Below are 26541 nucleotides of genomic sequence, written 5' to 3' on the forward strand. Positions count from 1 at the left end.
GAGGATTATATATGGGCAATGTCACTGAGCTTCTGACGCCACGTCAGATCAAAGTGGAAAATCAGGGCGAGCGAAAAGCTAAAGTTGTTTTAGAACCATTCGAACGTGGTTTTGGACATACTCTTGGTAACTCGCTTCGCAGAATTTTACTTTCGTCAATGCCTGGTTGTGCAGTAGTTGAAGTGGAAATCGACGGCGTACTTCACGAATACACTACTATCGAGAGTGTTAAAGAAGACGTAATCGATATTTTGTTAAACCTGAAAGGTTTAGCAATTAAGTTAGAAGATAAAGATGAAGCGACGTTGATCCTTCAAAGAGAAGGCGAAGGTCCTGTGACTGCAGCTGACATTGAAGAGCAAGCTGGTGTGGAAATCGTTAATCCTGACCATCACATCGCGACATTGACTAAAAAAGGTTCTCTCAGTATGCGTCTTATCGTTAAGAAAGGACGCGGATACGAGCCAGCTGCAATTCGTAAGAAAAACGAAGACGAAGATATGGCCATTGGTCGTCTCCAGTTAGATGCATCATTCAGCCCAATTCGCCGAGTTTCTTACGTAGTCGATTCTGCTCGTGTTGAACAACGTACTAACTTGGATAAGTTGGTAATCGATTTGGAAACTAATGGCACAATTGAGCCAGAAGAAGCTATTCGACGTTGTGCAACTATTTTGCAGCAGCAACTTGCGGCGTTCGTTGACTTGAAAGATGAAAAACAAGCAGAGCCAGAGAAAGAAGAACCAGAAGTTGATCCGATTCTTCTTCGTCCGGTTGATGATCTTGAACTGACTGTACGTAGTGCAAACTGTTTGAAAACTGAAAACATTCACTACATCGGTGATTTAATTCAGCGTACAGAAGTTGAGTTACTGAAAACACCTAACTTAGGTAAAAAGTCACTGACAGAGATCAAGGACGTACTAGCCTCGCGCGGTTTATCGCTGGGTATGCGTTTAGAAAACTGGCCACCGTCAAGTATTCTTGACGACGCTTAAGTTTTCACTTGAGCCTGAATAGTTGAAGCAACTCGTTCAGGTTCAATAGAAAAATCGAGTAAAACCCTGTTCCTTGTGAATAGGGTTTTATTATTTAGCAGTACTACAAGCCCGAGGTTTCCAATCAAAGGCTTGTCAATAACACAAACTAAACAATATCAGTACTATTGCAGGCTGATAGTCACTAAAGGTAATTGAAAATGCGTCATCGTCATAGCGGTCGTCAATTAAACCGAAACTCAAGCCATCGTCAGGCTATGTTTCGTAACATGTCTGTGTCTCTTATCGAGCACGAGCTTATCAAAACTACTGTTGCTAAAGCTAAAGAGCTTCGCCGTGTAGTAGAGCCATTAATCACTCTTGCTAAAGAAGATTCTGTAGCAAATCGCCGTTTAGCTTTCTCTCGTACTCGTAGCAAAGCTGCTGTAGGTAAGTTGTTTGACGAGCTTGGTCCACGTTACCAAGAACGCCCAGGCGGCTACTTACGTATCATCAAGGCGGGTTTCCGTGCTGGTGATAAAGCGCCTATCGCTTACGTTGAGTTAGTTGATCGTCCAATTATTGACGACGAAGAAGATATCGAAGAAACCGAAGAGTAAGTTCGAGTCTTAAAGATTTTATTTAGCCGGGTTTTACCCGGCTTTTTTTTGCCTTGAATTAAGTTGTTGTATAGCCAAATAACTTAGGCCCATAAGGAACATTAACAAAGCGCCGAACTGAGATCCGGACATACCCATTAGCTTGATTGGGTTGGCTGCAACGAACTCAACGAGGAACCGACAAATCCCCCAAGTTAACATTAGGTGCATGAACATGAAGTAAGGTTTCGGTGACTTAGATTGAAGTTTTGTGAGGTAAAACCAGATTAAAATTGAATAGCCTATTTCATATAGCGGTACAGGGTGCACTGTGTCATGGGTTACTTCGATGCCGTTGGGGAAGCTCATAGCCCAGGGGAGATCTGAAGGCTTGCCATAGCAGTCATCACCGGCTAAAAAGCAGCCTATTCTGGCAATGATATAGGCAATCACTGCAGGAATTGCTGCAGAGTCCAGGAGCTTATCAAGTGAGACTTTGTTAAAGTGGGAGAAAAGGTAAGTGACTAACATAGCACCTAAAAGCGCACCTTGGCTCGAAAAACCACTCCCAGAAGTTAAACTACTCCAATCGCTGAAAGACGCTCTTTCTGGATTCTTGAGGACGAACATTATTTTTGCCCCAACAACACCGAACACGAGAAGCAAAATAATCAGTAATTCCGTATTAATAGGCTTGGAGGTTACTGTTTCTAAGCGTTTTATATAAAGATGACGTCCGGTTAAGTAAGCGATTGCTAACATTACACCATAAGTCCCTATGGTGATTGAGCTAGATTGATAGGCGTATGGAAACATATGAAGTTCTTATTATTGATAAAGGCCCAGTTTAGTGGTTGCCTTGGTCGAAGTAAACATTCACTTTAAGAGCGAGTTATTTGGCTGAAAAATAATCGATAATATTCACGAAACGGTTAATCTAACTGAGAGATATGCTCTATAATGAAAAAGTCTTGTTGAATTTGCGACAGGGTCGATTGATAGCTAGTGTAGACTGAGCTATTTTGATACCCTATATCATTATAAGAATATTGACATAAAAATATGTTATTTAATAACTAATCGAGTTGTTAGAGTTTTGCAGACAGTGGTTTTTATTCTTGGAAAAAAATCACGCTAAGGAGGGTATAAGTGAAGGTTGTTGCAATTGATCGCATTAAAGAAGCACAACAGCGATATCCAGCTGCGCAGAATCATTTGATGGGCTGGTATCAAATTGTTAGTCAAGGCGATTTTAAGAATGAGCAAGAGTTGAGGTCAACATTTGGTGATGTCCGTGGTTTTAATCATGAGTTCAAATTTCCGGTCCCGGAAACGACGTTGTTAATTCACACCTTAATCAACTTTGAGTCACAAGTTGCATTAATCGAAGAAATTAAGCCTGGTAGCCACTAGGAGGATAAGGGATGCAAGAGGCACTAGAAAAAGCAGTACAACATTGGGGCATGGTAGCGCCAGTAGTTGATACACCAAAAACACCTGAAGATTATGAAACGTTATTAGCGAATTTAAGAGATGCAATGACTTTGGTTGAAAACAGACCCAACAGTCCTTTATCTGGCTTAATTAAAGCGATGACCCGAGCTGCTCAAGAGTATGAAAATACCAAAGTTCTGGAAGAGCAAGGTGGTGCATTATTGGCGCTTCGTTACCTGATCAAATTACATGGAATTAAACAATCTGAACTGAAGGAAGTAGGCAGCCAAGGCGTAGTATCTGAAATCTTAAGTGGCAAACGAACGCTTACCTTGAGACATGTAAAAGAGTTAGCCAAGAAATTCAAAGTTTCTCCAAACGTATTCATTGATGCTTAACACAATCAAGTTGAGGATTAAGCTTGGTTAGATTGTCACTTGGTGTGGTGATCAGTTTTCAAATCGAATTGTACATTAAGCCTAGAGCATTGCACTGTTCTAGGCTTGATAAAGTCTCGTCTATATCCTAAAGCCGATAACCTAATTGTTCCCCGTCTCGCTATCAAGTATGATGAGCGGAATACCATAAATTCAATAATGATATTGTGTCAGAACCATCTAATCCCGAATCAAGTCGCCACAGATTGATCGCGCAAAAGCACAAATACCCAGACGAAACTTATCAGTCGCCGCATCGAGAAAATTGCAGCAATTGTGGCGTCAGTCTCAATGGGCCATATTGTCATATCTGCGGGCAGTCATCGAGGAGTATGATTAAGTATTTCGGTGCTTTATTTAAAGAAATTCTCGATGACGTTATCGGTTACGATTCGCGATTGCGCCACACGATTTTTCCTTTGTTGTTTCAACCGGGAAAAATTACTAATGACTACATTAGAGACAAACGTTTTTATTATGTGCTACCGATTAGACTTTATTTAATTACCAGCGTCTTATTTATCTTGTTACTTCAGTTTAATACCGATACTAAGCCGTTCGTTTCCAGTCAAAATGGAATTACTCAAGTCACCGAACAAAATGACCTAAAGCAGAGCCTACCTAATCAAAAAAAGCTGACAACTGATTTACCTCAGGCTAAGACGGCTGACACTGACTCCGATAGGCAGGACCAATTATTGTCTAACCATGAAGTGAGCGGTGGTGTATCAGAATCAATCCCTCAGCAATCGCTTAAAGATAAAAAAAGTGATGAGGATGAAGCGGTGAAAAGTCAAGACTTTGGTATTCAGATCGAGGGCGAGGAAATAAAGTTTCAGGGCGCTGAATTTGAAAAAGAGGGATTTTTAAAAGACTACGCTAATACGATTCAGATTAAATGGGAAACTTGGAAGAAAGATCCTGAGCCTCTCGTCAAGCAAGTATTCGAACTTTTGCCTTATATGATGTTCATTTTATTGCCTATATTTGCAATATTTTTAAAGGTGTTTTATCTGTTTTCTAATCGTTTTTATATTGAGCATTTAATATTCCTGATTCACAATCACAGCTTTATTTATGTTGCACTCATGCTTGATGTAGGATTTGAGTTTTTTAGTGAAAATTTTTCACAAAGTGATCACTTGTTAGTCAAGTTATTTGCAGAATTGTGTGCGCTACTAAGCGTTGTTCTGTCGGTATGGATTATTGCGTATATATACTTATCCATGAAGCGAGTTTACAAACAAGGTTGGGGCATGACGCTTTTAAAAGGTAGCCTATTAGGTGTCTGTTACTTCACTTTGATTACCATCGGATTTATCAGCATCGTTTTAGTTGGTGCCTATTTAGCGTGAACAGATTCAATCTCAATAAGGTAGGTCAAAACCCCGTAGGTCAAAAAACTATAGGTCAAAAAACTATAGGTCAAAAACCTGTAGGCCAAAAACCAGTGAACAAAATTAATTGAGTTAAAGCAGCTAAATAAAATGAATGAATCTATCCTAACTTTTATTGAACAAAATGCGCAGTGGGCGGCACTCATCATTTTTATCATCGCCTTTATGGAATCGGTTGCCATTGTTGGTTTATTGATCCCTGGTTGGTTGTTACTAGTTGGTGTCGGAACTTTGGTTGGCGCTGACGTGTTGGATTTTTATTCCGTGGTAATCGCCGCGTACTTGGGGGCTGTTATCGGTGAATATTTAAGTTTCTTGGTGGGTTACCATTATCACGAAAAAGTATTGCGTTGGCGGTTCGTTGCCAAGCATCAAAAAATCATTGATAAGAGTCATGAGTTTTTTGCCAAACACGGAATCAGTGGTGTGTTTTTGGGGCGCTTTTTTGGTCCGACACGTGCGGTTGTTCCATTGTTGGCTGGGATATCAGAAATGCCACAAAAAACATTCTTTTGGGTTAATATAATTTCTGGGATTATTTGGGCACCCGTATATTTAACCCCGGGCATTTTAGTCGGTGCTGCTGTGACTTTAGATGATGATGCGCGAAACTTTTTACTGTTCGTGATTGGTATGATCACGATTTTTTCAATTGTTGCCTGGAACTATAGTCAGAGTCTAGTTAAACAAATTCGCGAAAATAAAACTGAAGTGGTTACGGCGATGAAAGCCGGGTTAGCTTGGGCGATTGTACTGACAATCGTTATTGTTCTGATAAACTCCAACTACTGGCCTTTGGTTGGCCAGATAGTCGATGTGGTGATTTCACGGTTTTAATTCTCAAACAAGTGTTTAGTAAGAAAAGGAGTGAATGTCTATTTGGAATATTAAAGCGCGCTCTTGCTTTTACTGCTGCTTGATTTAGACCAAGAATCCATATTCTGCTCCGCAATACTTTGCATCAGGGATACAGGATTGGCCCCTAAAATCGTATTCAGTGGGCTTTTTAGACCTGCCCGTCGTTGCATGAAGTGTTTAATGCTGTGCTCTAAAAAACGGCTCATCATCGCTTGCATTGAATCACCATAAAAACGCACAAACTCTTTGAGAATTTCAGATGTTAGTAGCGGCTGACCATTGGTTTCTTCTTCTGAAATGATTTGCATCAGTGTACAACGCGTTAAGTCGTCACCTGTCTTCGCGTCAATAACCTGAAAATCACTGTAAGACATCACCAAGTCTTTAATATCGTTGAGAGTTATGTAACTGCTTATTTTTGTATCGTAAAGTCGTCGGTTGGGGTACTTCTTGATAACTCGTGTTTCAGACATGGTATTTGATCCTTATTATTGTGGCCTACCTACTGTCAGGAAACAGCGCTGAAAGCTTGAGGCAGTATTATTATTTTGCTGTTTAATTTTTGTATTTTGCTCGTCGAGTGTAACAAGAACTATTGTTGCATTACAACAAGAAATGCAGCCACATGATATAGACACTTGTCAATACCCAAAAAAAAGAAAGCGTCAGATAAATAAAACTAATTGTTATAACAGTGGTTATTTTGACTTTTACCAAGATTTATCTAGACGAGTAACTCATTGTATCTTCACAATATTTCATCCCTTTTAGTGGCCCGAAAAAGACCCAATCGACACTTTTACTGCTCCATAGTGTGATTTTGTGCACAATTTGCATAAAGAAAAACATACTGCTACGCTTAATTGACTAAATTCTGATCACAAAAATAATCCTAAATCAGACAAACAAAAAAGATGGAGTAATAAAAAATGTCTAAGATTATCAAAACGCTACCTCAATATCTGTTAGCTGTCGCATTCTTGGGGCTTATGGGATGCGGCGAAATGTATGTTCCACCACCACCACCAGCACCGATGCAAGTGCTAGCACCGCAGCCAATTGAAGGCAATGGTGGCGAGTTTCTCAGTCCATTTACATCTGATGGTGTTACCGCGAAGTGGGTCGACAAAGCGCAGTCTGCAGAGACTGGCGCAGCAGTTGGTTCTGCCGCTGGTGCTTATGCCGGACAGAAGTTAGCTGAAAACATTCCTTTCTTTGGCAGTATGCTGGGTTCGGAAGTTGGCAATGCCGCTGGGCGAGAGATTGCTATCCAAGCATCAGGTGGATGGGAATATATCAAAGAAACCAGTGATTTATCCTTCAATTCTCTTCGAGATATGGCTATTTGGATGTATGCGAACCATTCATCAAACAAGCATTATGCTGAAGTTCTCACTGCAACTCAGGCTATTTATCCTGACTTGAAAGAGTCTTACTGGTCGTATATCCGCTCTGCGCCAGTTAAGCAACCTCAGTATTAGTTTTGTTGAATAAGGGACATACCATGAAAAACATTATCCAAACATTTTTGGCGGCTTCGTTCGTGACATTAATTGGCTGTGGCGGCGGTTCATCAGTGAATTATGAGAATGAGCGAGGACGTTCGACTGTCTATGAAGATGCAGGTACAACGGGTCGAGTTGCTGGTGTTGGCATCGAGTCACAAGATATCGTCAGTATGACTGACCAGATGATGCGTGACATGTTGCAAAACGAAATGCTCATGGGGCGGGATACGCCGCCACGAATTGTTATCGATGCGGAAAGTTTTGTTAACGAGTCAATGAATCGTATTAACCTCAATATGCTTACCGACCGGTTACGTATTCAACTAAACCGTGCCGCACGTGGTCGTTTGATTTTTATTAATAATCACGTGGCCGGACGAATTGCTAAGGAGCGAGAACTCAAACGAACGGGAATGACCGATGGCGGTACGATTCGTAAGACTCAAGCCATGGCAGGGGTTGATTTCTTTTTAAGCGGTCGAATTACTTCACAAAACGCTGTTGACTCCAATTCAGGAGAGACCAGTCGCTTCACACAGATTATCTTTGAGATGACGGATGCCGAAGCTGGATTTGGTATATGGGGTGGTATGTACGACTTCAAGAAAACAGCCCAAGATAATATTATTTATCGCTAGGCATTTCTTATGAAGTTGTTAATCATGAATATTGCGGCAGCATTGACTGTCGCATTGTCGATCATGGCGTGCGGTGGTCCCGGCATTCAACGAGTCAATCCAATATCGGCGAACGAACTTGGTGAGTTTGCGGATAAGCCAGCACCGCTTCGTCCCTATTATGTCAAGCTTAAACGTTCTGGGCGTCACAACGCAGTTCTGCATAGTATGGAGTTGGGGGTGGCAGCCATGTACCTCAATGAACTTGATATTGCTGAGCAAGCGTTTGACCAAGCGTTATCGGGCATCGAAACCATATACACCGATGATAAGTTCGCATTAGAGGCAAGATCCTTATGGCATAAAGAAGGCCGTAAAGATTTTAAAGGCGAGCCTTATGAACGTTCCATGGCCTACTATTATCGCGGTTTACTGTATTTAATGCGGGGTGATTATGGTAATGCGAGAGCATCATTTGAAGGCGGCATTATTCAAGATGCGTTTGCCGAAGAGGAGCAAAACCGAAGCGATTTTGCCTCGTTGATGTTTTTGAGTGCTTGGAGCGCTCAAAAAATGGGCTCGACTAATCTTGCTGAGCAGGCTTATCAAGAAGTCGAAAGAATTCGCCCTGATTTTGTTCGTCCGAACCCGGACGATAATCTATTGCTGATAGCCGAGACAGGCAAAGGTCCAAGAAAACTCGCTGATGGTGTCGGTCATTGGGAGCTCGTTTTCAGACGCGGCAAAAAGTTTAATGACAAGTATGCCAGTTTTACGGTTAATGGAAAACCAATCGAAGCGATTCCAACCGAAGATGTTTACTATCAAGCGACCACTCGCGGTGGTCGTCCTATCGATGGTATCGTGAAAGGTAAAGCTAATTTCAGGAAAACCTCTGGCAACATTGCGACCTCGACCGCGCAAATCTCCGAATCTGCTGTTCACTACAGTGCATTAACGGGGAGCGGTGGCGCTCATAATGTCGCAGGAGCATTTGCCGCTTTATCCGTTGTTTCACTCGCTTTGTCGAGTAATGTTGAGTCCGAAGCTGATACTCGGTATTGGTCGTCTCTACCCGATGTGGTGAGTTTTGCTACGACAAAAGTTGATCCAAGTAACGTTAATATCGATGTCAGTTTTATGGATATTAACAAGCAGCCCGTACAGTTACCTAAAGTAAACCCTATTACGGTTTTTGATAATAAACAGGTCGGGATTGTTTGGGCGCCTAGTCGCGTTCGTTCAAAATTGTAAGTTCAGGAGTTGTTATGCTGAAAAAAATTTTAATGCTTTTCGTGGCGGTTTGTGTAACCGCCATGACATCCTTATCCGCTGATGAGGTCAAAGTTAATGGTCGAGACTATGTTGAGCGTGACGCGCCAACGGGTATGAATACAGTCAAGTTTATTGACTTTAGTTTGCAGAGAACGAAAGAGAAAAAACGTCGTTGGTCAAAAAAAACGACAACCAAAAAATATATTCGTATTGGTGTTGAGTCCGAAGGTATTCGAATGAACCGCATCGGCAACCCTGAAGTTTGGACACTGCTTAGAAACTATACCGACTATGACTATTTCCTCGAAGCACGCGTGCAGTTTTTTGATGCACAACAAATCCCTTCGGAGCCACAATCAGCTTGGCGAAAAATATCGATCCCGAAAAATGCTATAGGAACTTATAAAGAGTTTGGTACTAATCCGGATAGTGTTTATTACGTGGTGGAAGTACGGGAGGTACGATAATGCCTTCTAAAACATTTCTGATCAAAAGTCTGCTCGCTGCCACCATGTTTTCATCCTGTTTCTCTGTCACTGCTGCGGAGCTTCCCGGTGGTGCCCCAATGATGGTGCAACCTAAAAACCAAAAAGATGTAAAGATGCCATCAGTCGACGAAGTTCGGTCGGTGATTGGTACTGAGTTTTCAATAGCTTATGAAAGGGCTGGTACGCCTAAAATCGCGATATTTTGGAACCGTAAATTTGATGATCAATTGAGCGAATGGGATGCGATTTTTCGTCGAAGTATCACTGGCGAACAAGCGGTAAAAGCGCAAGATAAGTTTGAACCTCAAGGTGGCGATGATCCCGCTTATGAGAGAAATGTGGTCGGTGGGCAGAAAATTGTTGCAGCAGAGTACATTGAAAGAAAAGCGCCGAAACAGCGTCGATCGGGAATGAACGAATCAAATTCTTTTGAGTTTTCCAGTGGTTATGTGGAGCCTTTTTTAACTAAGAAAGTCGCTATTATTGATCGCCAAGCTATTATGCGTTTGGTGCAAAGAGATAACTCGCGTGAAGCGGGCACCGAACTTATTTCTGATTTTCAGAAGATCGAAACGGATGCGTTGATCGGTTATGCTGACTATTTAGCTGAAATTCTTCTAACGCCAGATTCGTCGGCAGATACCGGTTGGAGCTTTATGGTGACAGTGAAAGCGGTTAGTAATGGGCAAGTGGTCGCGATGTTTAAATCGGATGGTAACAACCCAATGGATCCAAACGCCAAAGCGAAATGGGTTGCTGCTGCTGAAGGTTTTAGAAAAGTCACACCACAAAGACAAATAGGCACACCGACAGACGTTGGTCGCCAGTTAGCTTACGAGACTATGCAAAAGCTATCCGCGATTTGGTAGCGGATGAGTCTCATCAGTAATCCAAGAGCCAGTTATACGACTGGCTTTTGAGTTTTTAAAACATCGGTACAGTCGTTCCGCTATATGTTTTAGAAGAGAAAATAATTCTAATAAGGGTAGTATCAATGTATCGGTTGGGTATTGATTTAGGCACCACCAATACACTTGCAGCTTATGTGAACAATAACAATACGCCGGAGCTAATCCCCGATCCGCGTTTTAGCGATGTTTACATTACACCGAGTGTAGTCCATGTCTCTGCAAACGCTTGCGTTGCAGGGGAGTCTCTCGAACGTATTCTTGCTGCAAACAATCAACTCTCTGTTACGCGAAATATAAAGCTTTCTATGGGGCAAGATCGTTCTGTATTTACTCACACTGATCAGAGTAATTGGACACCCGAAGCAATATCTAGCCTGTTATTGAAGAAAGTCAAAAAAGATGCAGAGTTAAAATTAGGTACGCAAATATCTGAAGCGTTAGTGGCTATCCCCGCGAATTTTGATAGTAGTCAAAGATTAGCGACTCAAGCAGCGTCAAAAATGGCTGGCTTTTCAAAAGTAGAATTGGTTGAAGAACCGGTCGCAGCTGCGGCGAGTTATTGCTTTAGTTCCGATCAAAAAGAACAGACTATTTTTGTTTATGATTTAGGCGGTGGAACCTTCGATGCGACAGTGATCCACTCGTCGGCAGACGGACTATACACACTCTCTACGATCGGTTCAAAAACTATCGGTGGTAAATATTTCGATGAGTTAATTGTTAATGAGCTCATCCAATTATATAAAGCAACCTTTGGTACCTCTCGGTTTTCGACCGGTGCTCTTGAGGTCTTAAGGCAGTTTGCAGAGGAGTCAAAAGCGAAATTGTCTACTCGAAAAATGCCGACTATCAGACAAAGTTTATTAATCGATGGTAATGTTCTTGATGTATGTTTTACCTATCAGCATTTAAGTAAACTCGTTTACCCTCTACTTGATCAAACCATGGAGCTTTCTCATAAATGCGTTCAAGATGCCGGTTTGAATTGGCAACAGATTGACTCAATTCTCTTAGTCGGTGGTTCGTCACAATTGCAAGCAGTAACTGACAAGCTGCACAAGCTAACCGGTAAAGACAAAGAGTCATTAATCTTATATCAGCCTCACGAAGCGATTGCTTTTGGTGCAGCAATATTAGCGAACGGTGCTCACTCTGAAAGTGGACAACAATTTGAATTAAAACAGCAAATTGCTTCTAACTACCTCGGTCTAAGCACTTACAATCCTGAAACAAAAGAAACTGACATTGAATTTTTAATTGAACGGAATACGCCGCTTCCAACGACTGTGTCGAAAACCTTTTATACGAACCGGAGGCATCAAGAAAAAATGTCGATCGAATTGCTTCAAGCCAAACAAGGCAAAGAGGATGCGGAGCGATTGGGTGTTTTTTCTTTTGGCCCTTTTGCGAATGAACAGGACAATGTTCCCATAGACTTTGAGATCACCTATGGACGAGATGGAATAATAAAAGTTGAAGCGATTGAAAAAGAAAAGCAAGTTAAGCTATCTGGCATTGCTAATGTCGAAAACAACAAAAAGTTAGATACCGAACTAAATATTGAATCAATTGGGTTTATTTAGTTTCTATAAAAACTAGGAGTCTAATGTGGCTGGTAATACTTATTCAAACTCTAGTGAATTTAATCGTGGCCAAGAGCTATTTAATCTATGTCGAAATGGCCAGGTCGATGTCTCTCATCTTTCGCCTGAAGATCGTCAGTTAGTTAATGATTACCTAATAACGGCAAAACTATCCCAAGACCAGTACTCAAATGAAGCGATAAGAGCTGTCGATGATCGGGCAGATAAGTTAGCCAAAGACTCGGACACTGTAGGAGATTCGACATTTTTGAATCAGACTCAGTCTGATTTGGATCGCGATTTAAACTTAGACAACACCAAGGAAGGATTGGAAATAACGAAGAATGTTACTGATGGAATTTATACTGTAGCGAAAAATGCTGCTGGGCCTGCTGGAGACGCGGCCGATAAAGTTATTAGTAAAGGAAAAGATGCCGCTGAACTGGCTACTTCGGATGATCCTTTAGATAAAGCGATTGCAACTGCAAAACTCAGCGAAAATAAACCATTAGAGATGAGTCTGCGGACAGCAAAATTAAACCAACAAAAACAAAGTGGGGAAATATCCGACGAGAAATATAATCGTGAAATGATGCAGATAGGTATTGATTCGACCGGTAATGATACAGCGAAAGATGCTATGTCATTGACTAACAATACAATGAATATCAAAGACTCAGTGAATAATATTCGTGACAATGAAAATTATCGTGAACAACAAACTCAGCAGATTGATAAACAAAAAGAAAAAGATGCGGAGGTCAGTCAAAAGTTAGATGATAAATCTCAGCAATTACGAGGACAAACCGATTTTCAGCGAACTAAACAAGACCTTGAATCGGGTAATGATGAAAGAACAAATAAAATCGTTGAGCAGCTAGCCAATGATCCTGAGGTTAAATCAATTTCGCCGCAACGAGAAGCTGAACTCAGAGAGGATGCAAAAAGAGCGGATGAAAATTTCCGTAACACTGCTGAGAGAGAAACTCAGCAATCCATCCGGCCATTGCCAAAAGATTCAAACCCGAATGATTACCCTATGCAAAGTCCAACCGAGCAAAGCGAGCCTGTTGCAGCGCCATTGGCGATGGATGCAGAGACAAAGATGAACCTTTCTGAAGAAGGAATGGAGCACCATAAAAACTGGATTGAAAAACATGGAACTGATGCTCGATTGGCCAGCACTGACTCAAGCATGGATGAGGCGGCGCGCCAAGCCAGTGCTGCTGACAACGAACGCTATATGAATAGCCAAGAGTACCAAGACTTTAAAAACGAAAATTTAGAGAAATATGAAAACGATGCCAATGCTTCATTGGAAAAAATCAAACAGTCAGAGCAGGATGCTGAATCACAAGTTTCCGGTTTAAATAGCCAAAAAAACGAGTTCGATCAAAAAATAAATACGACTTTGGCTGAGTCGCAAGAAAGCCAACAAAAGCTTAATGAAAATGTATCACGATCTGAAGATGCCGTCACTGCTGCAGATAATGCAAAGGCTAAAGAGAGTGAAGCCATTGCTTCGGCAGATAATGCTAAAGCAAAAGAAGATGAATCGGTAACTTCAGCTGATGCTGCTAAGACGAAACAAGATGAAGCCACAGCTTCAGCGGATTTGGCAAAAGCAAAAGAAGACGAGGCAGTTACCTCAGCCGACTCAGCGAAAACGAAACAGGAAGAGACGATTGCTTCAGCAGATACCGCGAAAGCAAAAGAAGACGAAGCGATTACCTCAGCCGACTCAGCAAAAACAAAACAGGATGAGGCGGTTGCTTCAGCAGATACCGCGAAGGCAAAAGAAGACGAAGCGATTACCTCAGCCGATTCAGCAAAAACAAAACAGGATGAGGCGGTTGCTTCTGCAGATACCGCGAAGGCAAAAGAAGACGAAGCGATTACCTCAGCCGATTCAGCAAAAACGAAACAGGATGAGGCGGTTGCTTCAGCAGATACCGCGAAGGCAAAAGAAGACGAAGCGATTACCTCAGCCGATTCAGCAAAAACGAAACAGGATGAGGCGGTTGCTTCAGCAGATACCGCGAAGGCAAAAGAAGACGAAGCGATTACCTCAGCCGATTCAGCAAAAACGAAACAGGATGAGGCGGTTGCTTCTGCAGATACCGCGAAAGCTAAAGAAGACGAGGCGGTAGCTTCTGCTGATACCGCAAAAACTAAAGAAGACGAAGCCATTGTCTCAGCGGATACCGCAAAGACCAAAGAAGACGAAGCCATTGTCGCGGCGGATACAGCTAAGACTAAAGAAGACGAAGCCATTGTCTCGGCGGATACCGCAAAGACCAAAGAAGACGAAGCCATTGTCGCGGCGGATACGGCTAAGACCAAAGAAGACGAAGCCATTGTCTCGGCGGATACGGCTAAGACCAAAGAAGACGAAGCCATTGTCTCGGCAGATACGGCTAAGACTAAAGAAGACGAAGCCATTGTCTCGGCGGATACGGCTAAGACCAAAGAAGACGAAGCGATTGTCTCGGCTGATACGGCTAAGACCAAAGAAGACGAAGCCATCGTCTCGGCAGATACGGCTAAGACCAAAGAAGACGAAGCTGTCGTTTCAGCCGATACGGCGAAAACCAAGGAAGACGAAGCAGTAGTCTCAGCGGATACGGCTAAGACGAAAGAAGACGAGGCCATTGTCTCGGCAGATACGGCGAAAACCAAAGAAGATGAAGCTGTCGTTTCAGCCGATACCGCAAAGACAAAAGAAGATGAAGCTATCGCTTCAGCTGACACTGCGAAAACGAGTGAAGAAGAATCGGTTGCTTCGGCAGATACAGCGAAGACTAAGGAAGATGAAACGATAGTCTCTGCTGATACGGCTAAGACGAAAGAAGATGAAGCCATAGCTTCAGCGGATACCGCGCAAACCAAAGAAGACGAAGCGAAGAATTTTGCCGAACTTGCTCAAGAGTCAGAAAAAGAATCTTTAACGGCAAAAGAGTCATCGCAAAAGAATGCTTCGGAATCAGAGATATCTAGCGCAAACGCGCAAGGTTTTATGCAAACGGCTGAGACGAGTTCTTCGATAGCACTTGACCATAGTGATTTGGCTATGGACGGTTCAACTAAAGTTATGGCAGCTTTAGATGAGACATTAGGTATGAAAGATGAAGTAACCGATAACCTAGCGGATACTGATGATAAGAAAAATCTTACTAATGAAGCTCAACAAGAAACAGACCTTCTAAAAGGAAAAACAGAAGGTCTAATGGTTGATACAGAAATGCTGAACTCAGAAACAGAATCAATCAAGGATGAAACTGATGTATTAAAAACCGAAACCGCATCACTTAAAGATGAAACTTCAGGCTTAAAAACTGAAACTGCGGCGTTGAAAGATGAAACTTCTGGATTAAAAGATGAGACTGGCAAACTTAAAGATGAAACTCAAGGATTGAAAGACGAATCTGAAAGGTTAAAAGGCGAAGTCGCCGATCTTAAAGGTGAAGCGGAAACCCTTAAAGATGCCATCGAAGATCTCAAAAGAGAAGCGCAAGATGCTGTCGCAGAAGCAAAACAAGCGGCATCAGAAGCACGGTCTGCAGCAGATAGCTCTAAATATAGTTAATGGGAGAACATAATAATAATGTCCATTGCGCAACATATTGAGGGAACGCTTGGAGAGTTAGCTAAGATAACTACCATACTTGAAGAAGCGAAAGCGAAAACCCCGCTTTACGATCAAGTTGGAAAAATTTATGACTTTGCTACCGATAAAGTTCTTCCTGCGATCGTCATCACTTTTGATTCAGATAGTAGGCATTATTTTATTAATGCTTTTCTACCTAAATTTCCGCCAGAGCTCAATTGCTCATCGCTCAAAATAAATTGTGGGAGAAATCGTATAGCCAATGCGAGTCACTCGAAAAACTTTTCTAGCCATCAAGAATTAATCACCCACTTGTCTGAGAATTATCAGTCACTGAAAGCAATCACGCAGCTTGAAATCGAAGTCGATCAATTAGAAGGATTAGCGGCTAACTTTTTTAAGTTTGCTGATCTGAGTAAACTACTAGAACTTGATCTAATCGAATTTAATCGTCTGGTAGACAAGACTAATGTTGCCGTAGTTGCTGCTGCGATCAACTATAAATTGTCACCAGAAAATAGAGCAACGTTACTGCAAATATTAAAACAAGTTGATTACTTGCAAATTTGCGCCTTACCAAAAATCCCTCTGGATCCCAGTGGCCCATATTGGCATCAAGAACCGGTGCCTAGCCAACTAAAAGCATTGCCACCCTGTAAACTTGATTTCACTGACAGACCAAAATTATTTGAAAGTGCTGATTCACCGATTCGTGGCCAAGTTATCCAGTCTAATCTTTTTAATCAATTTACTCATACGGCGTCATTGGTCCAGGCACAAGTTGAAGCTAAATTACACTACTTGGATTGCTGCGAGGCAGCCGATGATTTTACCCTCACATTGATTGAAAATGATCCTAATTTAACGGCGAATATTGAGAATAATAGAGAAGCATTAGACTTATTAAGTGATACGCTGGAGCGTTTTAATAAACAGCAACAGGAAGAGTCGAAGGCCTCATTAGTTGGCAAAGGAGCCTTCTATTATATGGTTGAAACAGAACTAGAGAACCTGCAAGTCAACGATATAGAGAAAGAACAGGTACATAATGTCTTCCGGCTGACTATTGCGCAAGATGCTTTATCTAGTATTGCCGAAGGTCTAAAGCAACGGATATCCGCACAGTTTAAATCCGATAATCAAAAGCTGCTCGATAAGCTTGAAGAGGAGCTTACTGAAATCAACCAAAAATTCGATGGTTTAAACGAAAAAAAATCAACGGATATTTTTACCGCTGATTTTTTAAGTGCAGGGATTTCGAATTTAGATGACCATTTGGAGTTCAAGATCCGCTACAAAGGAGAAATACCCAAAAGGGGATTGCTAAAGCGTTTGGGAGAAGGGCGTCGAGCCATGTTCATGGTATTAATGATGTTCTCCATATTTGGCGGAATGCTTGGGTTTAATTATCGGAATTACGCTTTTATGAGTGTGTTTTTTATCTTGTTATTTATAGGTGGTACGATTTATACCTATTTTACATGGAAAAAAGATGATGAGTTTAAGCTTGGTAAAGAATTGGATAAAGCTCGTGATCAACTTCACTCTGAATATATGCGAGCGGTCACTGAAATAGAGCGTTGTCGAGTGAAGCAAATCTCAGAAAGCGTATCACAGTTGATGCGTAAATATCGCCAACAGTTTGATAATTGGCAAAAAGGAACCGTAGACAAACTAAAAGCTGAGCTTCACGAAGCAAAATCCAGAAACAAAAACAAAAAACAAATGTTAAAAACAGAAATAAAGCGCTTTTCCGATTTAAATATTGAACTTACTAAATTAATTGAAGGTGAGAAAAATTTAGAAGTAGCTTTAAGACAAGTTGACGAGAAACTAGGACTAAAATAATGATGAAATTATCCGATGCTATCGAATTGCTCGGCTTATCAAGCTCATTTTCCGAAACTGAACTTGATGCATCATATGAAACAACCAGAGAAAAATTAACCAGCAGGTTAGAAAGTGCACCTGACGCACTAAAACCTAAATTTGCTAATAACTTAACTCAGCTGGATGAAGCGAAAGCGCTACTTCAAAGGCACCTAGCCAATGACATTGAGGTCGAATCCGAAGACTTGCCGATGAGTGAGGCTTTTGTCAAAGAAAGCCATGATGATCCGATTATAGCTCAAATAAAGTCACGGTTTGACTCAGTCGAGCGAGTCAGCAAAAACAAGCAATACCAAATCTTAAATGGAAAAATGGCAGAGACCGGGGAGCTGGTGACGATAAAACTATACGAGCGTCAACTATCTAAAAGTGAACAAGATAAAGTTGACCAGCGTATGTTGTTTTTAAGTAGTCTACATTCGCACTTCGTCGAGGAAATTATCGATTACTCCGTCGAAGAAAATGGTGTCTGGTATGCGACCAAAAACTACCAAGTAGAACCTGTGCTTCGATTCTTCGAGGATAAATCTAGGACAGAGATTTTCAATTGGGTTAAACAAGCCGCTAAAGAGCTGGAGTATGCTTTTGGCGACCAGTCACACTTTAACATTAGCTTAGAGACACTTTCTGTATCCAATCAATCTGAGCCTCTGTTTTCCGATAGCTGGCTTGAATCACTAACGAAAACCGACAAAGCCAATAGTCATTATCGGGCACCAGAATCTAAACGATCGGGATTAGGCAATAAACGATCGGATAGCTATAGTCTATCTGTGATTCTACTAGAGTTACTGCTAGCGCGACGATTGAGTGATGCTTCGCTGCAAGATGCACTAAAAGATGGTGCGTTACCAGGAAAAGCACAAGCGTGTTTTCAAAAAGCGCTGAATAACAATCCAACGCGACGCTATGCTTCGATCGAAGAATTTGTAAGTGATTTAGAGGCCGCTTATGAGAGTCCAATCAAAAAAGTTGTGGTTAAGCCTTACTTTTGGGTTCCAGTGTCATTAATTATCTTGGCTGGAATTTTTTACCAATCTGTTTTTAAATTTTACGAAGAGACCAAGACTTCAATCGTCGATGAGAGTGTTGATTATCAATTGTTGGCAGTTAAATATCTTGCGGAAGCTAAGCAACTCACCGGTCAATTAGCCAGCTTTAAAAACACCTTGACTCAAAAGAAAACACGTGCCGATGATCTACTAAGACGAGTCGCTAGAAGTGATCGTTATTCTCGAGCTGAAAAAGTCGAGGCGCAGCAACAAGTCGACATCCTGGAAGAGCAGTTATTTATTTTTAATACATTGGTGTTCTCCGAAGCGTATTCGCTAAATGCTGGTTCAGAGATTGTGGTTGCCAACTCGATGATTACTTCAAAGGATTTTGAAGATGCGGTTAACTTATTGACGCCGATTCGTAACAAATTGCTAGTTGCAAAAAATTCTGCGGATAGGTTAGAAAAATTTGCGGCTTTGAAAATCGATGTCAAAGCAAAGAAGTTGCAAATCGATAAGGCAAGTTACATTCCGAATGAAGAAGCTTTTTTAGTCGAGCAAGATGCGTTACAAAGCAAGCTTGCAGAATTGGAGGCAGAACAAAATATTGCGAAATTAGTGGAGCAATATTATCAACCATTAGCGGCTTTGTATGATCAGCAGTTAACTGCGATTCAAGGATCGGCTAAGGCGAGCAATGCACAAGCCTTTTCAACCTTTCAATCGATAGTCGACGCAGATTTTGTCTCCATTCCAGCTGGCCGATATGACATGGGGATTGCTAAGGCCGGTTCAGTTGATACGCGGCCGGTTAGAAAAGTATCCATTGGCGCGCTTAAAATAAGTAAATATCCCGTGACAAACCAATTAATGCGACAATATGCGGCATTAACCGGCAAGCTTCCTGTCAGCCGGTTTGCAAACAATCGATTGCCAGCCACTAACTTGAATTGGACAGAAGCTAAAGCTTTTCTAGATTGGATGTCTCAGCAATCAAGACAAAGTTATCGCTTACCAACGGAAGCAGAGTGGGAGTATGTCGCTAAAGCGAATAAAAAAACCACTTACTATTGGGGTAATGGTATAGGAAGAAATAATGCCAATTGCGCCAAATGTGGCTCAAGCTGGGATGGCACAGGCGCTTCTCCAGTGGGACAATTTAAGCCTAACGACTTTGGCGTTTTTGATATGAGTGGAAACGTTTGGGAGTGGACTCAAGACTGCTATGTCGGCAATTACCGAGGAGCTCCCTCTAATGGTAGTGCGCGAGAGTTTGCGGATTGTAAGCGCCGCGTTTTAAGAGGTGGGGCATGGAATTCTAGCGCTAAAGAAATTACTCCGACTTTTCGAAGCGCAGCTTTGCCGGACCACAAGTCATCTACGATTGGTTTTAGAATTGTCAAAGACTGATAGAAACTCACTTAACAATTTCTAATGTTGCGTTTCCTCGTTAGATTGTCTCAACCTCTCCTAGCCCTCTCCTGATAGGAGAGGGGATGAAGTGATTGTGCGGTTGGGTTGGGCTGGATTGGATTGTCGCTAACTCTTGAACTCTAAGAACCGGTGTCAGCCCCCTTGCTTAATTAAGCAGCTTAAACGCATGCGTCCAATGGTTTTGGTTAAACCCTTTGATACACCAAAGCATGCAAAGTGGTTCGATGGCTCTTGCAGCTTCCACAGAGCCCATGTCTTCGATTTCCCATCCGAACTGATCGAGAATCTTACCAACTTGCTTTTTAGCATCGTTATTGTTGCCGCAAATAAACATGCTAGGCCGACCTTGTGAGTACTGCGGATTAACCATCATTGCACTGCCCACTGAGCTAAAGGCTTTAACAAAATTGGTTTCGGGAAAACGACTTTGCAATCTTTCCATGAGCGAGTCATTTTGCTCGGTAAAAAATTGCAAGACGCCATTAACTGGTGGTTCGTCTGAGATAGGATTGTTTGCATCGATTAATGTTTTTCCTGATAGATTTTCTGCTCCTGCCATCTCCAGCGCGGACTCAGCGACACTACCTTTTACCGCCAGCACTACTAACTCGGCATACTCCGCCGCGTCGGCAAAACTACCCACTTGAATGCTCGGGTTGTCTGTTACAAATTTATCTAATTGAGCCGGATTACGAGTCCCAAGTTTTACTTGATACCCGTGCTTTTCAAATCCAGCCGCTAGCGTTTGTGCGACAATTCCTGAGCCGATTATTCCAATATTCATTGTGTTTATCCTATGAGTTTTATCATTTCAGTTTTATTGGTTATGGCCCGTATTAAGGTTAAGTAAACCGTCGGTGCCGAAAGCGGTGTAGATCCCTTGGGTCAATTTTTCTAAATGCTCGTTGTAACCTTCGATGTGGTCTCCCATCCCCATTTTATCGACTACGGTTCTAAATGGTCGCTCACCAGCTGGTGTATTGATCAGGCTTACAATAGCCTCAGATACTAACTTGGGATCTTGAGCAGGATTTTCAGCGAGTGCTTGTTCAAATCCTTCTTGTGATTGCTGAGGTGCATGAATAAAATCACCGTATAATTCATCGCGGCTGTTATCACTCGGGCGAATCAATCGATCCATAAAAGAAGTTGGGAAGCCACCTGGTTCGACTAAACCAAAATCAATGCCAAACTGGGAAAGCTCTGTGCGATAGTTTTCGGTCAGTGCTTCTAATGCCCATTTTGAGGCATTGTAAGGACCGTAAAAAGGAATGGTCATTCTGCCGAGGATGCTCGAAACATTCAGTACGTATCCGGATTTTTTTTCGTGAAAGTGTTTTAACACGGCCCTGGTCATACGTTGTACACCGAATAGGTTAATTTCAAACAATTTTTGCATATCGTCAGTAGTGAAGTTTTCTGTCATTCCCATTACGCCAACGCCAGCATTGTTGATTAAAACATCGAGACCATCGGCGGCTTCGATCGCTGAAGCGACACCCAAATTAACACTATCTTCATTAGTAACATCGATTTCTACAACGTGAACACCTTTTGATCTCAGTGATTGAGCAATGTCTGAGTTTCTTCCCTCAGGATCGCGAATAGATGCCACAATGGTGTGACCTTCCGCTAGTAAAGCGTCAACAGCTAGTTGACCAAAACCACTGCTAGCGCCAGTAATAAGTATTTTTTTAGCCATTATTTTGTCCTCTAAAGGTTGGTTATTCGTAAAAACAGGGTTAGTATGCAGTGTAGTTAAAAGCTAAACAATACAGGGTTTAAGAACTCATGGTTCAGGATTTGAGAACGATAGGGTTTCAAGAGTTAATTGCTTTTGTTGAGGTTGTCAAGCAGGGCGGCATTACTGCCGCGGCTTCTGAGCTTGGCATAGCTAAGTCTGCGGTGAGCAACCAGGTGACTAAGTTAGAGCAACGGCTCAATGTCAAACTGCTAAATCGACATTCAAGAAGAGTCTCGTTAACCAAGCAGGGTGAGCATTTGTTACCGAGGATAGAGTCCATGTTAGCGGAAGGTGAAAGGCTCTTTCAGGAAGCGGAGTTAGAAGAGAACTTACCCAAAGGCGTTGTCAGAATTGCCGCGACACCAGAGTTTTCGCAATTTGTGCTGGTGCATTTTATTCCTCTAGTTCAACAAAAGTATCCTGACATTAATATCATTTTGAAAACAGCCTACAACTTCGAAGATATGCAAGATCCGGCTTTTGATTTTGCGTTTAGAATCAACCGCGTTAAAGACGAACGCTTAGTGGCGAAGGAAATCGGGCAGTTTCATCGGCGTTTTTATGCCAATCCTACTTTAGCCAACATTGAGCAGCTTAATCACCCTGCTGAGGTTACCCATTATCCTTGTCTTGGTTTTTCGAGTTCAACGACGAAACCTGTGTGGAGCACTAGAAATAAAAAAACTGATGAAACCCAAGAAATTGCTATCTCTGCCAATACTTCAGTCTTAAGTTTCAATATTTTGGCGGAACTTGCTGCTAGTGGCCAAGGTATTTGTTACATCCCCAGTTTTGTTGTGTCACACTACCGGGAAAATGGCAGCTTGATTCATTTGCTTCCAGATTGGCAGTCAAGTCCGGCTAAAGTATTTTTAGCTTATCGCTATGGATCTGATCGAATTGCCAGGGTGCGAGCTGTTTTAGATTTAGCCAAAGAATGTTTGCCCAAATTAATTGAGAGTAAATTCGCTTAGGATTTACTTTTAAATTGTTGAATAGTTACCGGATAGAAAATACGAGTATGCGTTATTTAGGAATGCCAGACAAAAGCCAACAAGATTGGCTGCAGCAATTAGCTAAGTCAGCTTATATTAATAATGAAATCGATTATTACAATGAAGGCGAGCTCGTACAGCAATTAGAAGCGCGAGTTGCAAAAATTCTCGGTAAGCCATCAGCATTATTTTTTACTAAAGGCATGGTCGCACAATTTAGTGCGTTTAAAGCGGTTGAAGAAATGACCGGTAGCAATAAACTTGCACTTCATCCTCTCTCACATTTAGCTTATGACGAAGCAGATAGTTATCAGGCGCTATTGGGCTTTAGTGGATTATCGCTGGGAAAAGATAAACCTTTTGGCCTCGATGAACTCAAGTCGTTAAAAGAAACTCCTTCGATTGTTTCTATCGAACTACCATTAAGAAGAGCAGGCTTCTTGTTGCCAGAATGGGATTCACTTTGCGCAATGAGCCAGTGGTGCGAGAAGAATAAAGTACATCGGCATATGGATGGTGCAAGGTTATGGGAGTCGGTTCATTATTATCAAAAAACTGAAAGTGAAGTCGCTGAGTTGTTCGACAGTGTTTATGTTTCCTTGTACAAAGGACTGGGTGCGATGGGGGGGGCTATTCTGGCTGGTGAGAATGATTTTATTGCGCAGTGTAAAGAGTGGCGAACTCGATTTGGTGGAAACTCCTATACCGTATTCCCGTTCGTTATCAGTGCACTAGATGGCTTGGATAATAATCATAAAAATATACCTAGCTATGTTTTACGAGCGAAACAACTCGCTGAGCGTTTAAGGGAATTTTCTCAACTTAAAGTTCCTGAACCCTTTACCAATGGCTTTTTCATATTTTTATCTGGCGATCAAGAGGCACTGAATCACAAAGCGCAGCAATTGAATGAGGCGATGGGGCTTAAGTTGTTCAATGCGGTTACGAAATTTCCAGGTAGTGAACAACTGATGATAGAAATACAAATTGGTGCCCGTCATAATGAAATTAGTGATGATGAGATTTGTGATTACTTCAGGCAATTACTGGAGTAGTGTGAGTGCTTTTGCCATATTGTTGCTGGTCTTAATTCGAACCTTCGAGGAGCTTGTTGTTTCCTCAAACCAGACATTCAAAAGAACCCGTCATCTCGACCGTAGTGGAGAGATCTCCCAAAGTTTTGCAAGTCCTCCCAAGTTGGATTAGCCGCATCTATCAATTTAATTTTCTTTACTCTTCGCCACTTCTTAATTTGTTTTTCTCTTTGGATAGCATCGAGACTGCTAAAATATTCCTCAAAATAAACTAGCTTATTTAGATTGTAGCGTCGGCAAAAACTATTGTATTTAGCGTTTGAATGCTCAAAAGCCTCCTCTCTAAGTTATTACTTACACCAACATAAAACACATTATTGTGAGTGTTAGTGAGAATATAGACAAAGTAATTCATTGATCAACAAGACTCCTTTGGCATAAATATAACGAAGTCTTCGGCAGCACTGATATAGTTGATATCTTCTATGTCTGTAGGAGAACTCTCCACTACGGTCGAGATGACAGAATAAAGTTGAGGTTTAGTAATTTTGACTGACTCGTTTGTGCTGTTCGGAGCCATTCAAACCTGATTGTATCCCTCAACATCTCAGATTCCAAAGTTTTCGTTCAAACATGCAGCCCACTGACAAATAACGAAGGAAAAAAGAAACTAAATGATAAAAATGCAGGTCCAGATAACAACAGGAAAACAGTACAAAATAAAATATTTACAGTAAATATCTTCGGCTTAACTAGAGCACTATCTAAAACAATTTCCTTCACAATTCTAAAATCTGTTTTAAGATTGTCTCTTATAATCCTAAGTCTTTCTAAAAGCGGTTTAAAATAAAACATTAAAAAACTAAACGCCAATTCAATTCCACCAACGTCGACTAGAATCATCAATTCAGGCGCAAAACTTGCCAATAAAACGATAGCAGCTCCGATAATTATTTTCTTAGACAGACTTAGCTCTTTCTAGTTATTCATTCAGCTCCCAGTTTACTTTTCTCGTCTGGACAAATACAAGCTCTTAAATCAGAACGCTTTACCACATTCTTGGCAAAATTTTGAGTCTTCTTCATTTAACTTGTTGCAGTAGGTACATTTGATCATCACAACTCTTTTAGGATTACTTGCAAGGTCAATTTCTGCTTCCTCCAGAGCATCTTTTAACATGCCACCTTTCATTCGGCTAAAAGGCTCGAGTTCTTCTCTACCTTTTTCTGGATCTAAAATAATGCCAGAACCTGATAAACCTTTCTCGCCTATGCTTCGAACAACTGAACCAATGTAAAGAATAGCAAAGCCTGCGAAAGACCATCCGAAACTTGAAGCTATATCAGATTCCACTACTGGATCACCTGTTATGGCAGAAATAATAGTCACAAACACAGATGCAAATAATATTATTCCTATTAACATCAATAGCATGCCCAGGTAATAGGTGATTTTTCTTGTTTGTGATAGCTTTCTAGACATACCTTTCCCTTTTATTAGTAATTATTTTGCTGGTGTGCTTCGTCAACCACTTTGTATCCGAACTTTCGTCTTAACGAATAATTAATTGTTTTATTTCAAAAATAATTAATACTAGAGTCAATGCGATGTTATGAGAGTCAGCTGTTACCTTTCAGATTCTAACTTTCTTCCGACTCATCCAGAGTAGCAGGGTCATATTACTTGCTCTGTTGAATGACTGCTTTTACTACAAAACATAGACAGGCACAATATCATGAATAACCTACAATACAAGTAGCAATACTCTCTATCTTAAATGGTATAGATGAGAAATATGCTCAGGTGAAGGTAAGAAATCACTTAATTTTGTCTTTCTTGAACTATTGGTGTCTTGATCTAATGTCGTTAAGATTGATTGGTATGAGTTACCTAATTACTCAATAAATCTGACTGCCCCAGAAATTCTAATCGACGATCCTGGGATATCTGAAAATTTGGCGTTTATTAACGAGCGCGAGCCCATATCTTCACCCTGTACGATATTTATTTCCCCAGAATGCGGCCACCTTATATCTCTCAGATAACCAGCAAATGCCGCGGATGCAGCGCCGGTAGCCGGATCTTCATAGACTCCTCCAGAAGCAAAAGGATTTCTAGTATGAAATAGTTGTTCATTTTCGCAGTAGACCAACATGATTGTCACAAGATCGAATTTACGCATAAAAGTTCGACCTTCATCTAGATCGTATTTCATTGCACTCAATAACGCGCGCGATTTGAGCGTAATTATTAGATGCTCTGCGCCACCATTGGCTCGGGCTGGCGGTATTGATTGATTTAAGTCTTCGGTTGAGTAACCAAATATATTTAGCGCTTCCGACAACATGCTTTCATCGGTCGATTGTGAAGTGGTTTCTGGAGACTGTAATGCCGCAGAATAGAGATCATTCTCCACAAAACCTTCTACGGTTATTTTTGCTTCGTTCAAGATAAGCGGGTAGACATCTTGACCTTGCTCTTTTGCGAGTGCAGCACCTAGTGCGATAGTTGCGTGCCCACAAAACGCAACTTCCGATTCGGGTGAGAAATAACGTACGCGCCAACCATCTTCAATTGGCGCAGCGAAAGCTGTTTCAGAATATCCTACTTGTGCTGCAATGGATTGCATTTCTGCTTCACTCGGAAGCGAATCGGAAATTAAAACCCCCGCAGGATTACCGCCACTAGCACCGTCTGAAAAAGCCGATAGCCTTTGTATGTTCATATTTCTATCCAATAAACAAATATAGACTGGCAC

At 41.5% G+C, this 26541-nt stretch carries 24 protein-coding genes; 17 read left to right on the forward strand and 7 right to left on the reverse strand.

Features of this window, described 5'->3' with window-relative positions; translation table 11 throughout:
* Positions 1 to 11 precede the first annotated feature (11 nt).
* Positions 12 to 998, forward strand: coding sequence for a DNA-directed RNA polymerase subunit alpha (locus FLL45_RS07375; protein WP_142941393.1), 987 nt, complete (start codon positions 12 to 14; stop codon positions 996 to 998).
* 200 nt (positions 999 to 1198) lie between these two features.
* Entirely contained in the window at positions 1199 to 1597 is a 399-nt protein-coding gene (rplQ, locus tag FLL45_RS07380) for a 50S ribosomal protein L17 (protein WP_142941394.1), read from the forward strand.
* A gap of 33 nt (positions 1598 to 1630) precedes the next feature.
* Here rplQ and FLL45_RS07385 read toward each other — a convergent pair whose 3' ends face one another.
* The gene (locus FLL45_RS07385; RefSeq protein WP_142941395.1) at positions 1631 to 2392 is read right to left on the reverse strand and encodes a prolipoprotein diacylglyceryl transferase; all 762 of its coding nucleotides are present in this window, start codon (positions 2390 to 2392) and stop codon (positions 1631 to 1633) included.
* A 333-nt stretch (positions 2393 to 2725) separates the two neighbouring features.
* Here FLL45_RS07385 and FLL45_RS07390 point away from each other — a divergent pair, with 333 nt between their 5' ends.
* The 4 genes from FLL45_RS07390 (at position 2726) to FLL45_RS07405 (ending at position 5681) form a co-directional block, all read left to right on the forward strand.
* On the forward strand, positions 2726 to 2989 hold the full coding sequence (locus FLL45_RS07390; RefSeq protein WP_142941396.1) for a type II toxin-antitoxin system HigB family toxin: 264 nt from the start codon (positions 2726 to 2728) through the stop codon (positions 2987 to 2989).
* 11 nt (positions 2990 to 3000) lie between these two features.
* Positions 3001 to 3408: a helix-turn-helix domain-containing protein gene (locus FLL45_RS07395; RefSeq protein WP_142941397.1), complete on the forward strand. Its 408-nt coding sequence runs from the start codon at positions 3001 to 3003 to the stop codon at positions 3406 to 3408.
* A 371-nt stretch (positions 3409 to 3779) separates the two neighbouring features.
* Positions 3780 to 4802: a DUF3667 domain-containing protein gene (locus tag FLL45_RS07400; RefSeq protein ID WP_142941398.1), complete on the forward strand. Its 1023-nt coding sequence runs from the start codon at positions 3780 to 3782 to the stop codon at positions 4800 to 4802.
* 132 nt (positions 4803 to 4934) lie between these two features.
* Positions 4935 to 5681 carry a DedA family protein gene (locus FLL45_RS07405; protein WP_142941399.1) on the forward strand — a complete coding sequence of 249 codons (747 nt, stop codon included), beginning with the start codon at positions 4935 to 4937 and terminating at the stop codon, positions 5679 to 5681.
* Positions 5682 to 5731: 50 nt separating this feature from the next.
* On the opposite strand, the gene phaR is transcribed toward FLL45_RS07405, so the two are convergent.
* Positions 5732 to 6175, reverse strand: coding sequence for a polyhydroxyalkanoate synthesis repressor PhaR (phaR, locus tag FLL45_RS07410; protein ID WP_142941400.1), 444 nt, complete (start codon positions 6173 to 6175; stop codon positions 5732 to 5734).
* A 456-nt stretch (positions 6176 to 6631) separates the two neighbouring features.
* Between phaR and FLL45_RS07415 the strand changes: the two genes are divergently transcribed.
* The 9 genes from FLL45_RS07415 to FLL45_RS07455 all read left to right on the forward strand — a co-directional run bounded on the left by FLL45_RS07415 (position 6632) and on the right by FLL45_RS07455 (position 19986).
* The gene (locus FLL45_RS07415) at positions 6632 to 7183 is read left to right on the forward strand and encodes a hypothetical protein (RefSeq protein ID WP_142941401.1); all 552 of its coding nucleotides are present in this window, start codon (positions 6632 to 6634) and stop codon (positions 7181 to 7183) included.
* 23 nt (positions 7184 to 7206) lie between these two features.
* On the forward strand, positions 7207 to 7848 hold the full coding sequence (locus FLL45_RS07420; RefSeq protein WP_142941402.1) for a penicillin-binding protein activator LpoB: 642 nt from the start codon (positions 7207 to 7209) through the stop codon (positions 7846 to 7848).
* A gap of 9 nt (positions 7849 to 7857) precedes the next feature.
* Positions 7858 to 9081 (forward strand): COG3014 family protein, encoded by a 1224-nt coding sequence (locus tag FLL45_RS07425; RefSeq protein WP_142941403.1) that lies wholly within the window; start codon positions 7858 to 7860, stop codon positions 9079 to 9081.
* A 14-nt stretch (positions 9082 to 9095) separates the two neighbouring features.
* Positions 9096 to 9569 carry a putative periplasmic lipoprotein gene (locus FLL45_RS07430; protein ID WP_142941404.1) on the forward strand — a complete coding sequence of 158 codons (474 nt, stop codon included), beginning with the start codon at positions 9096 to 9098 and terminating at the stop codon, positions 9567 to 9569.
* Positions 9569 to 10459, forward strand: coding sequence for a hypothetical protein (locus tag FLL45_RS07435; protein ID WP_142941405.1), 891 nt, complete (start codon positions 9569 to 9571; stop codon positions 10457 to 10459). The genes FLL45_RS07430 and FLL45_RS07435 overlap by 1 nt, the downstream gene beginning before the upstream one ends.
* A 125-nt stretch (positions 10460 to 10584) precedes the next feature.
* Entirely contained in the window at positions 10585 to 12084 is a 1500-nt protein-coding gene (locus FLL45_RS07440) for an Hsp70 family protein (RefSeq protein ID WP_142941406.1), read from the forward strand.
* Between the two features lie 25 nt (positions 12085 to 12109).
* On the forward strand, positions 12110 to 15670 hold the full coding sequence (locus tag FLL45_RS07445; protein WP_142941407.1) for a hypothetical protein: 3561 nt from the start codon (positions 12110 to 12112) through the stop codon (positions 15668 to 15670).
* Between the two features lie 18 nt (positions 15671 to 15688).
* Entirely contained in the window at positions 15689 to 17539 is a 1851-nt protein-coding gene (locus tag FLL45_RS07450) for a hypothetical protein (RefSeq protein ID WP_142941408.1), read from the forward strand.
* On the forward strand, positions 17539 to 19986 hold the full coding sequence (locus FLL45_RS07455) for an SUMF1/EgtB/PvdO family nonheme iron enzyme (protein ID WP_142941409.1): 2448 nt from the start codon (positions 17539 to 17541) through the stop codon (positions 19984 to 19986). Before FLL45_RS07450 ends, FLL45_RS07455 begins: the two co-directional genes overlap by 1 nt.
* Before the next feature lie 169 nt (positions 19987 to 20155).
* On the opposite strand, the gene FLL45_RS07460 is transcribed toward FLL45_RS07455, so the two are convergent.
* Complete coding sequence (locus FLL45_RS07460; protein ID WP_142941410.1) at positions 20156 to 20794, reverse strand: NADPH-dependent F420 reductase; 639 nt, start codon at positions 20792 to 20794, stop codon at positions 20156 to 20158.
* 33 nt (positions 20795 to 20827) lie between these two features.
* Positions 20828 to 21712 carry an SDR family oxidoreductase gene (locus tag FLL45_RS07465; protein WP_142941411.1) on the reverse strand — a complete coding sequence of 295 codons (885 nt, stop codon included), beginning with the start codon at positions 21710 to 21712 and terminating at the stop codon, positions 20828 to 20830.
* 89 nt (positions 21713 to 21801) lie between these two features.
* Here FLL45_RS07465 and FLL45_RS07470 point away from each other — a divergent pair, with 89 nt between their 5' ends.
* Complete coding sequence (locus FLL45_RS07470; RefSeq protein WP_142941412.1) at positions 21802 to 22728, forward strand: LysR family transcriptional regulator; 927 nt, start codon at positions 21802 to 21804, stop codon at positions 22726 to 22728.
* Positions 22729 to 22742: 14 nt separating this feature from the next.
* Entirely contained in the window at positions 22743 to 23804 is a 1062-nt protein-coding gene (locus tag FLL45_RS07475; protein ID WP_142941413.1) for a threonine aldolase family protein, read from the forward strand.
* A gap of 259 nt (positions 23805 to 24063) precedes the next feature.
* Here the strand turns inward: FLL45_RS07475 and FLL45_RS23205 are convergent, their stop codons facing one another.
* The 3 genes from FLL45_RS23205 to FLL45_RS07490 form a co-directional block, all read right to left on the reverse strand.
* Complete coding sequence (locus FLL45_RS23205; RefSeq protein ID WP_210247138.1) at positions 24064 to 24198, reverse strand: GIY-YIG nuclease family protein; 135 nt, start codon at positions 24196 to 24198, stop codon at positions 24064 to 24066.
* 623 nt (positions 24199 to 24821) lie between these two features.
* Entirely contained in the window at positions 24822 to 25265 is a 444-nt protein-coding gene (locus FLL45_RS07485; RefSeq protein WP_142941414.1) for a zinc ribbon domain-containing protein, read from the reverse strand.
* A gap of 412 nt (positions 25266 to 25677) precedes the next feature.
* A complete protein-coding gene (locus FLL45_RS07490) occupies positions 25678 to 26508 on the reverse strand; it encodes a PhzF family phenazine biosynthesis protein (RefSeq protein WP_142941415.1) in 831 nt (276 codons plus the stop codon).
* Positions 26509 to 26541: the final 33 nt, after the last annotated feature.

The organism is Aliikangiella marina (assembly GCF_007004765.1).
Classification (GTDB): Bacteria; Pseudomonadota; Gammaproteobacteria; order Enterobacterales; family Kangiellaceae; genus Aliikangiella; species Aliikangiella marina.

Bases quoted from the DNA above. Each gene is read 5' to 3' on its own strand.
- FLL45_RS07485 (WP_142941414.1), bottom strand. From the start codon at position 25,265: ATGTCTAGAAAGCTATCACAAACAAGAAAAATCACCTATTACCTGGGC.
- FLL45_RS07430 (WP_142941404.1), top strand. From the start codon at position 9,096: ATGCTGAAAAAAATTTTAATGCTTTTCGTGGCGGTTTGTGTAACCGCC.
- FLL45_RS07450 (WP_142941408.1), top strand. From the start codon at position 15,689: ATGTCCATTGCGCAACATATTGAGGGAACGCTTGGAGAGTTAGCTAAG.
- FLL45_RS23205 (WP_210247138.1), bottom strand. From the start codon at position 24,198: ATGAATTACTTTGTCTATATTCTCACTAACACTCACAATAATGTGTTT.
- FLL45_RS07395 (WP_142941397.1), top strand. From the start codon at position 3,001: ATGCAAGAGGCACTAGAAAAAGCAGTACAACATTGGGGCATGGTAGCG.
- FLL45_RS07385 (WP_142941395.1), bottom strand. From the start codon at position 2,392: ATGTTTCCATACGCCTATCAATCTAGCTCAATCACCATAGGGACTTAT.
- FLL45_RS07490 (WP_142941415.1), bottom strand. From the start codon at position 26,508: ATGAACATACAAAGGCTATCGGCTTTTTCAGACGGTGCTAGTGGCGGT.
- rplQ (WP_142941394.1), top strand. From the start codon at position 1,199: ATGCGTCATCGTCATAGCGGTCGTCAATTAAACCGAAACTCAAGCCAT.
- FLL45_RS07440 (WP_142941406.1), top strand. From the start codon at position 10,585: ATGTATCGGTTGGGTATTGATTTAGGCACCACCAATACACTTGCAGCT.
- FLL45_RS07425 (WP_142941403.1), top strand. From the start codon at position 7,858: ATGAAGTTGTTAATCATGAATATTGCGGCAGCATTGACTGTCGCATTG.
- FLL45_RS07420 (WP_142941402.1), top strand. From the start codon at position 7,207: ATGAAAAACATTATCCAAACATTTTTGGCGGCTTCGTTCGTGACATTA.
- FLL45_RS07400 (WP_142941398.1), top strand. From the start codon at position 3,780: ATGATTAAGTATTTCGGTGCTTTATTTAAAGAAATTCTCGATGACGTT.
- FLL45_RS07470 (WP_142941412.1), top strand. From the start codon at position 21,802: ATGGTTCAGGATTTGAGAACGATAGGGTTTCAAGAGTTAATTGCTTTT.
- FLL45_RS07460 (WP_142941410.1), bottom strand. From the start codon at position 20,794: ATGAATATTGGAATAATCGGCTCAGGAATTGTCGCACAAACGCTAGCG.
- FLL45_RS07415 (WP_142941401.1), top strand. From the start codon at position 6,632: ATGTCTAAGATTATCAAAACGCTACCTCAATATCTGTTAGCTGTCGCA.
- FLL45_RS07435 (WP_142941405.1), top strand. From the start codon at position 9,569: ATGCCTTCTAAAACATTTCTGATCAAAAGTCTGCTCGCTGCCACCATG.
- FLL45_RS07375 (WP_142941393.1), top strand. From the start codon at position 12: ATGGGCAATGTCACTGAGCTTCTGACGCCACGTCAGATCAAAGTGGAA.
- phaR (WP_142941400.1), bottom strand. From the start codon at position 6,175: ATGTCTGAAACACGAGTTATCAAGAAGTACCCCAACCGACGACTTTAC.
- FLL45_RS07465 (WP_142941411.1), bottom strand. From the start codon at position 21,712: ATGGCTAAAAAAATACTTATTACTGGCGCTAGCAGTGGTTTTGGTCAA.
- FLL45_RS07455 (WP_142941409.1), top strand. From the start codon at position 17,539: ATGATGAAATTATCCGATGCTATCGAATTGCTCGGCTTATCAAGCTCA.
- FLL45_RS07405 (WP_142941399.1), top strand. From the start codon at position 4,935: ATGAATGAATCTATCCTAACTTTTATTGAACAAAATGCGCAGTGGGCG.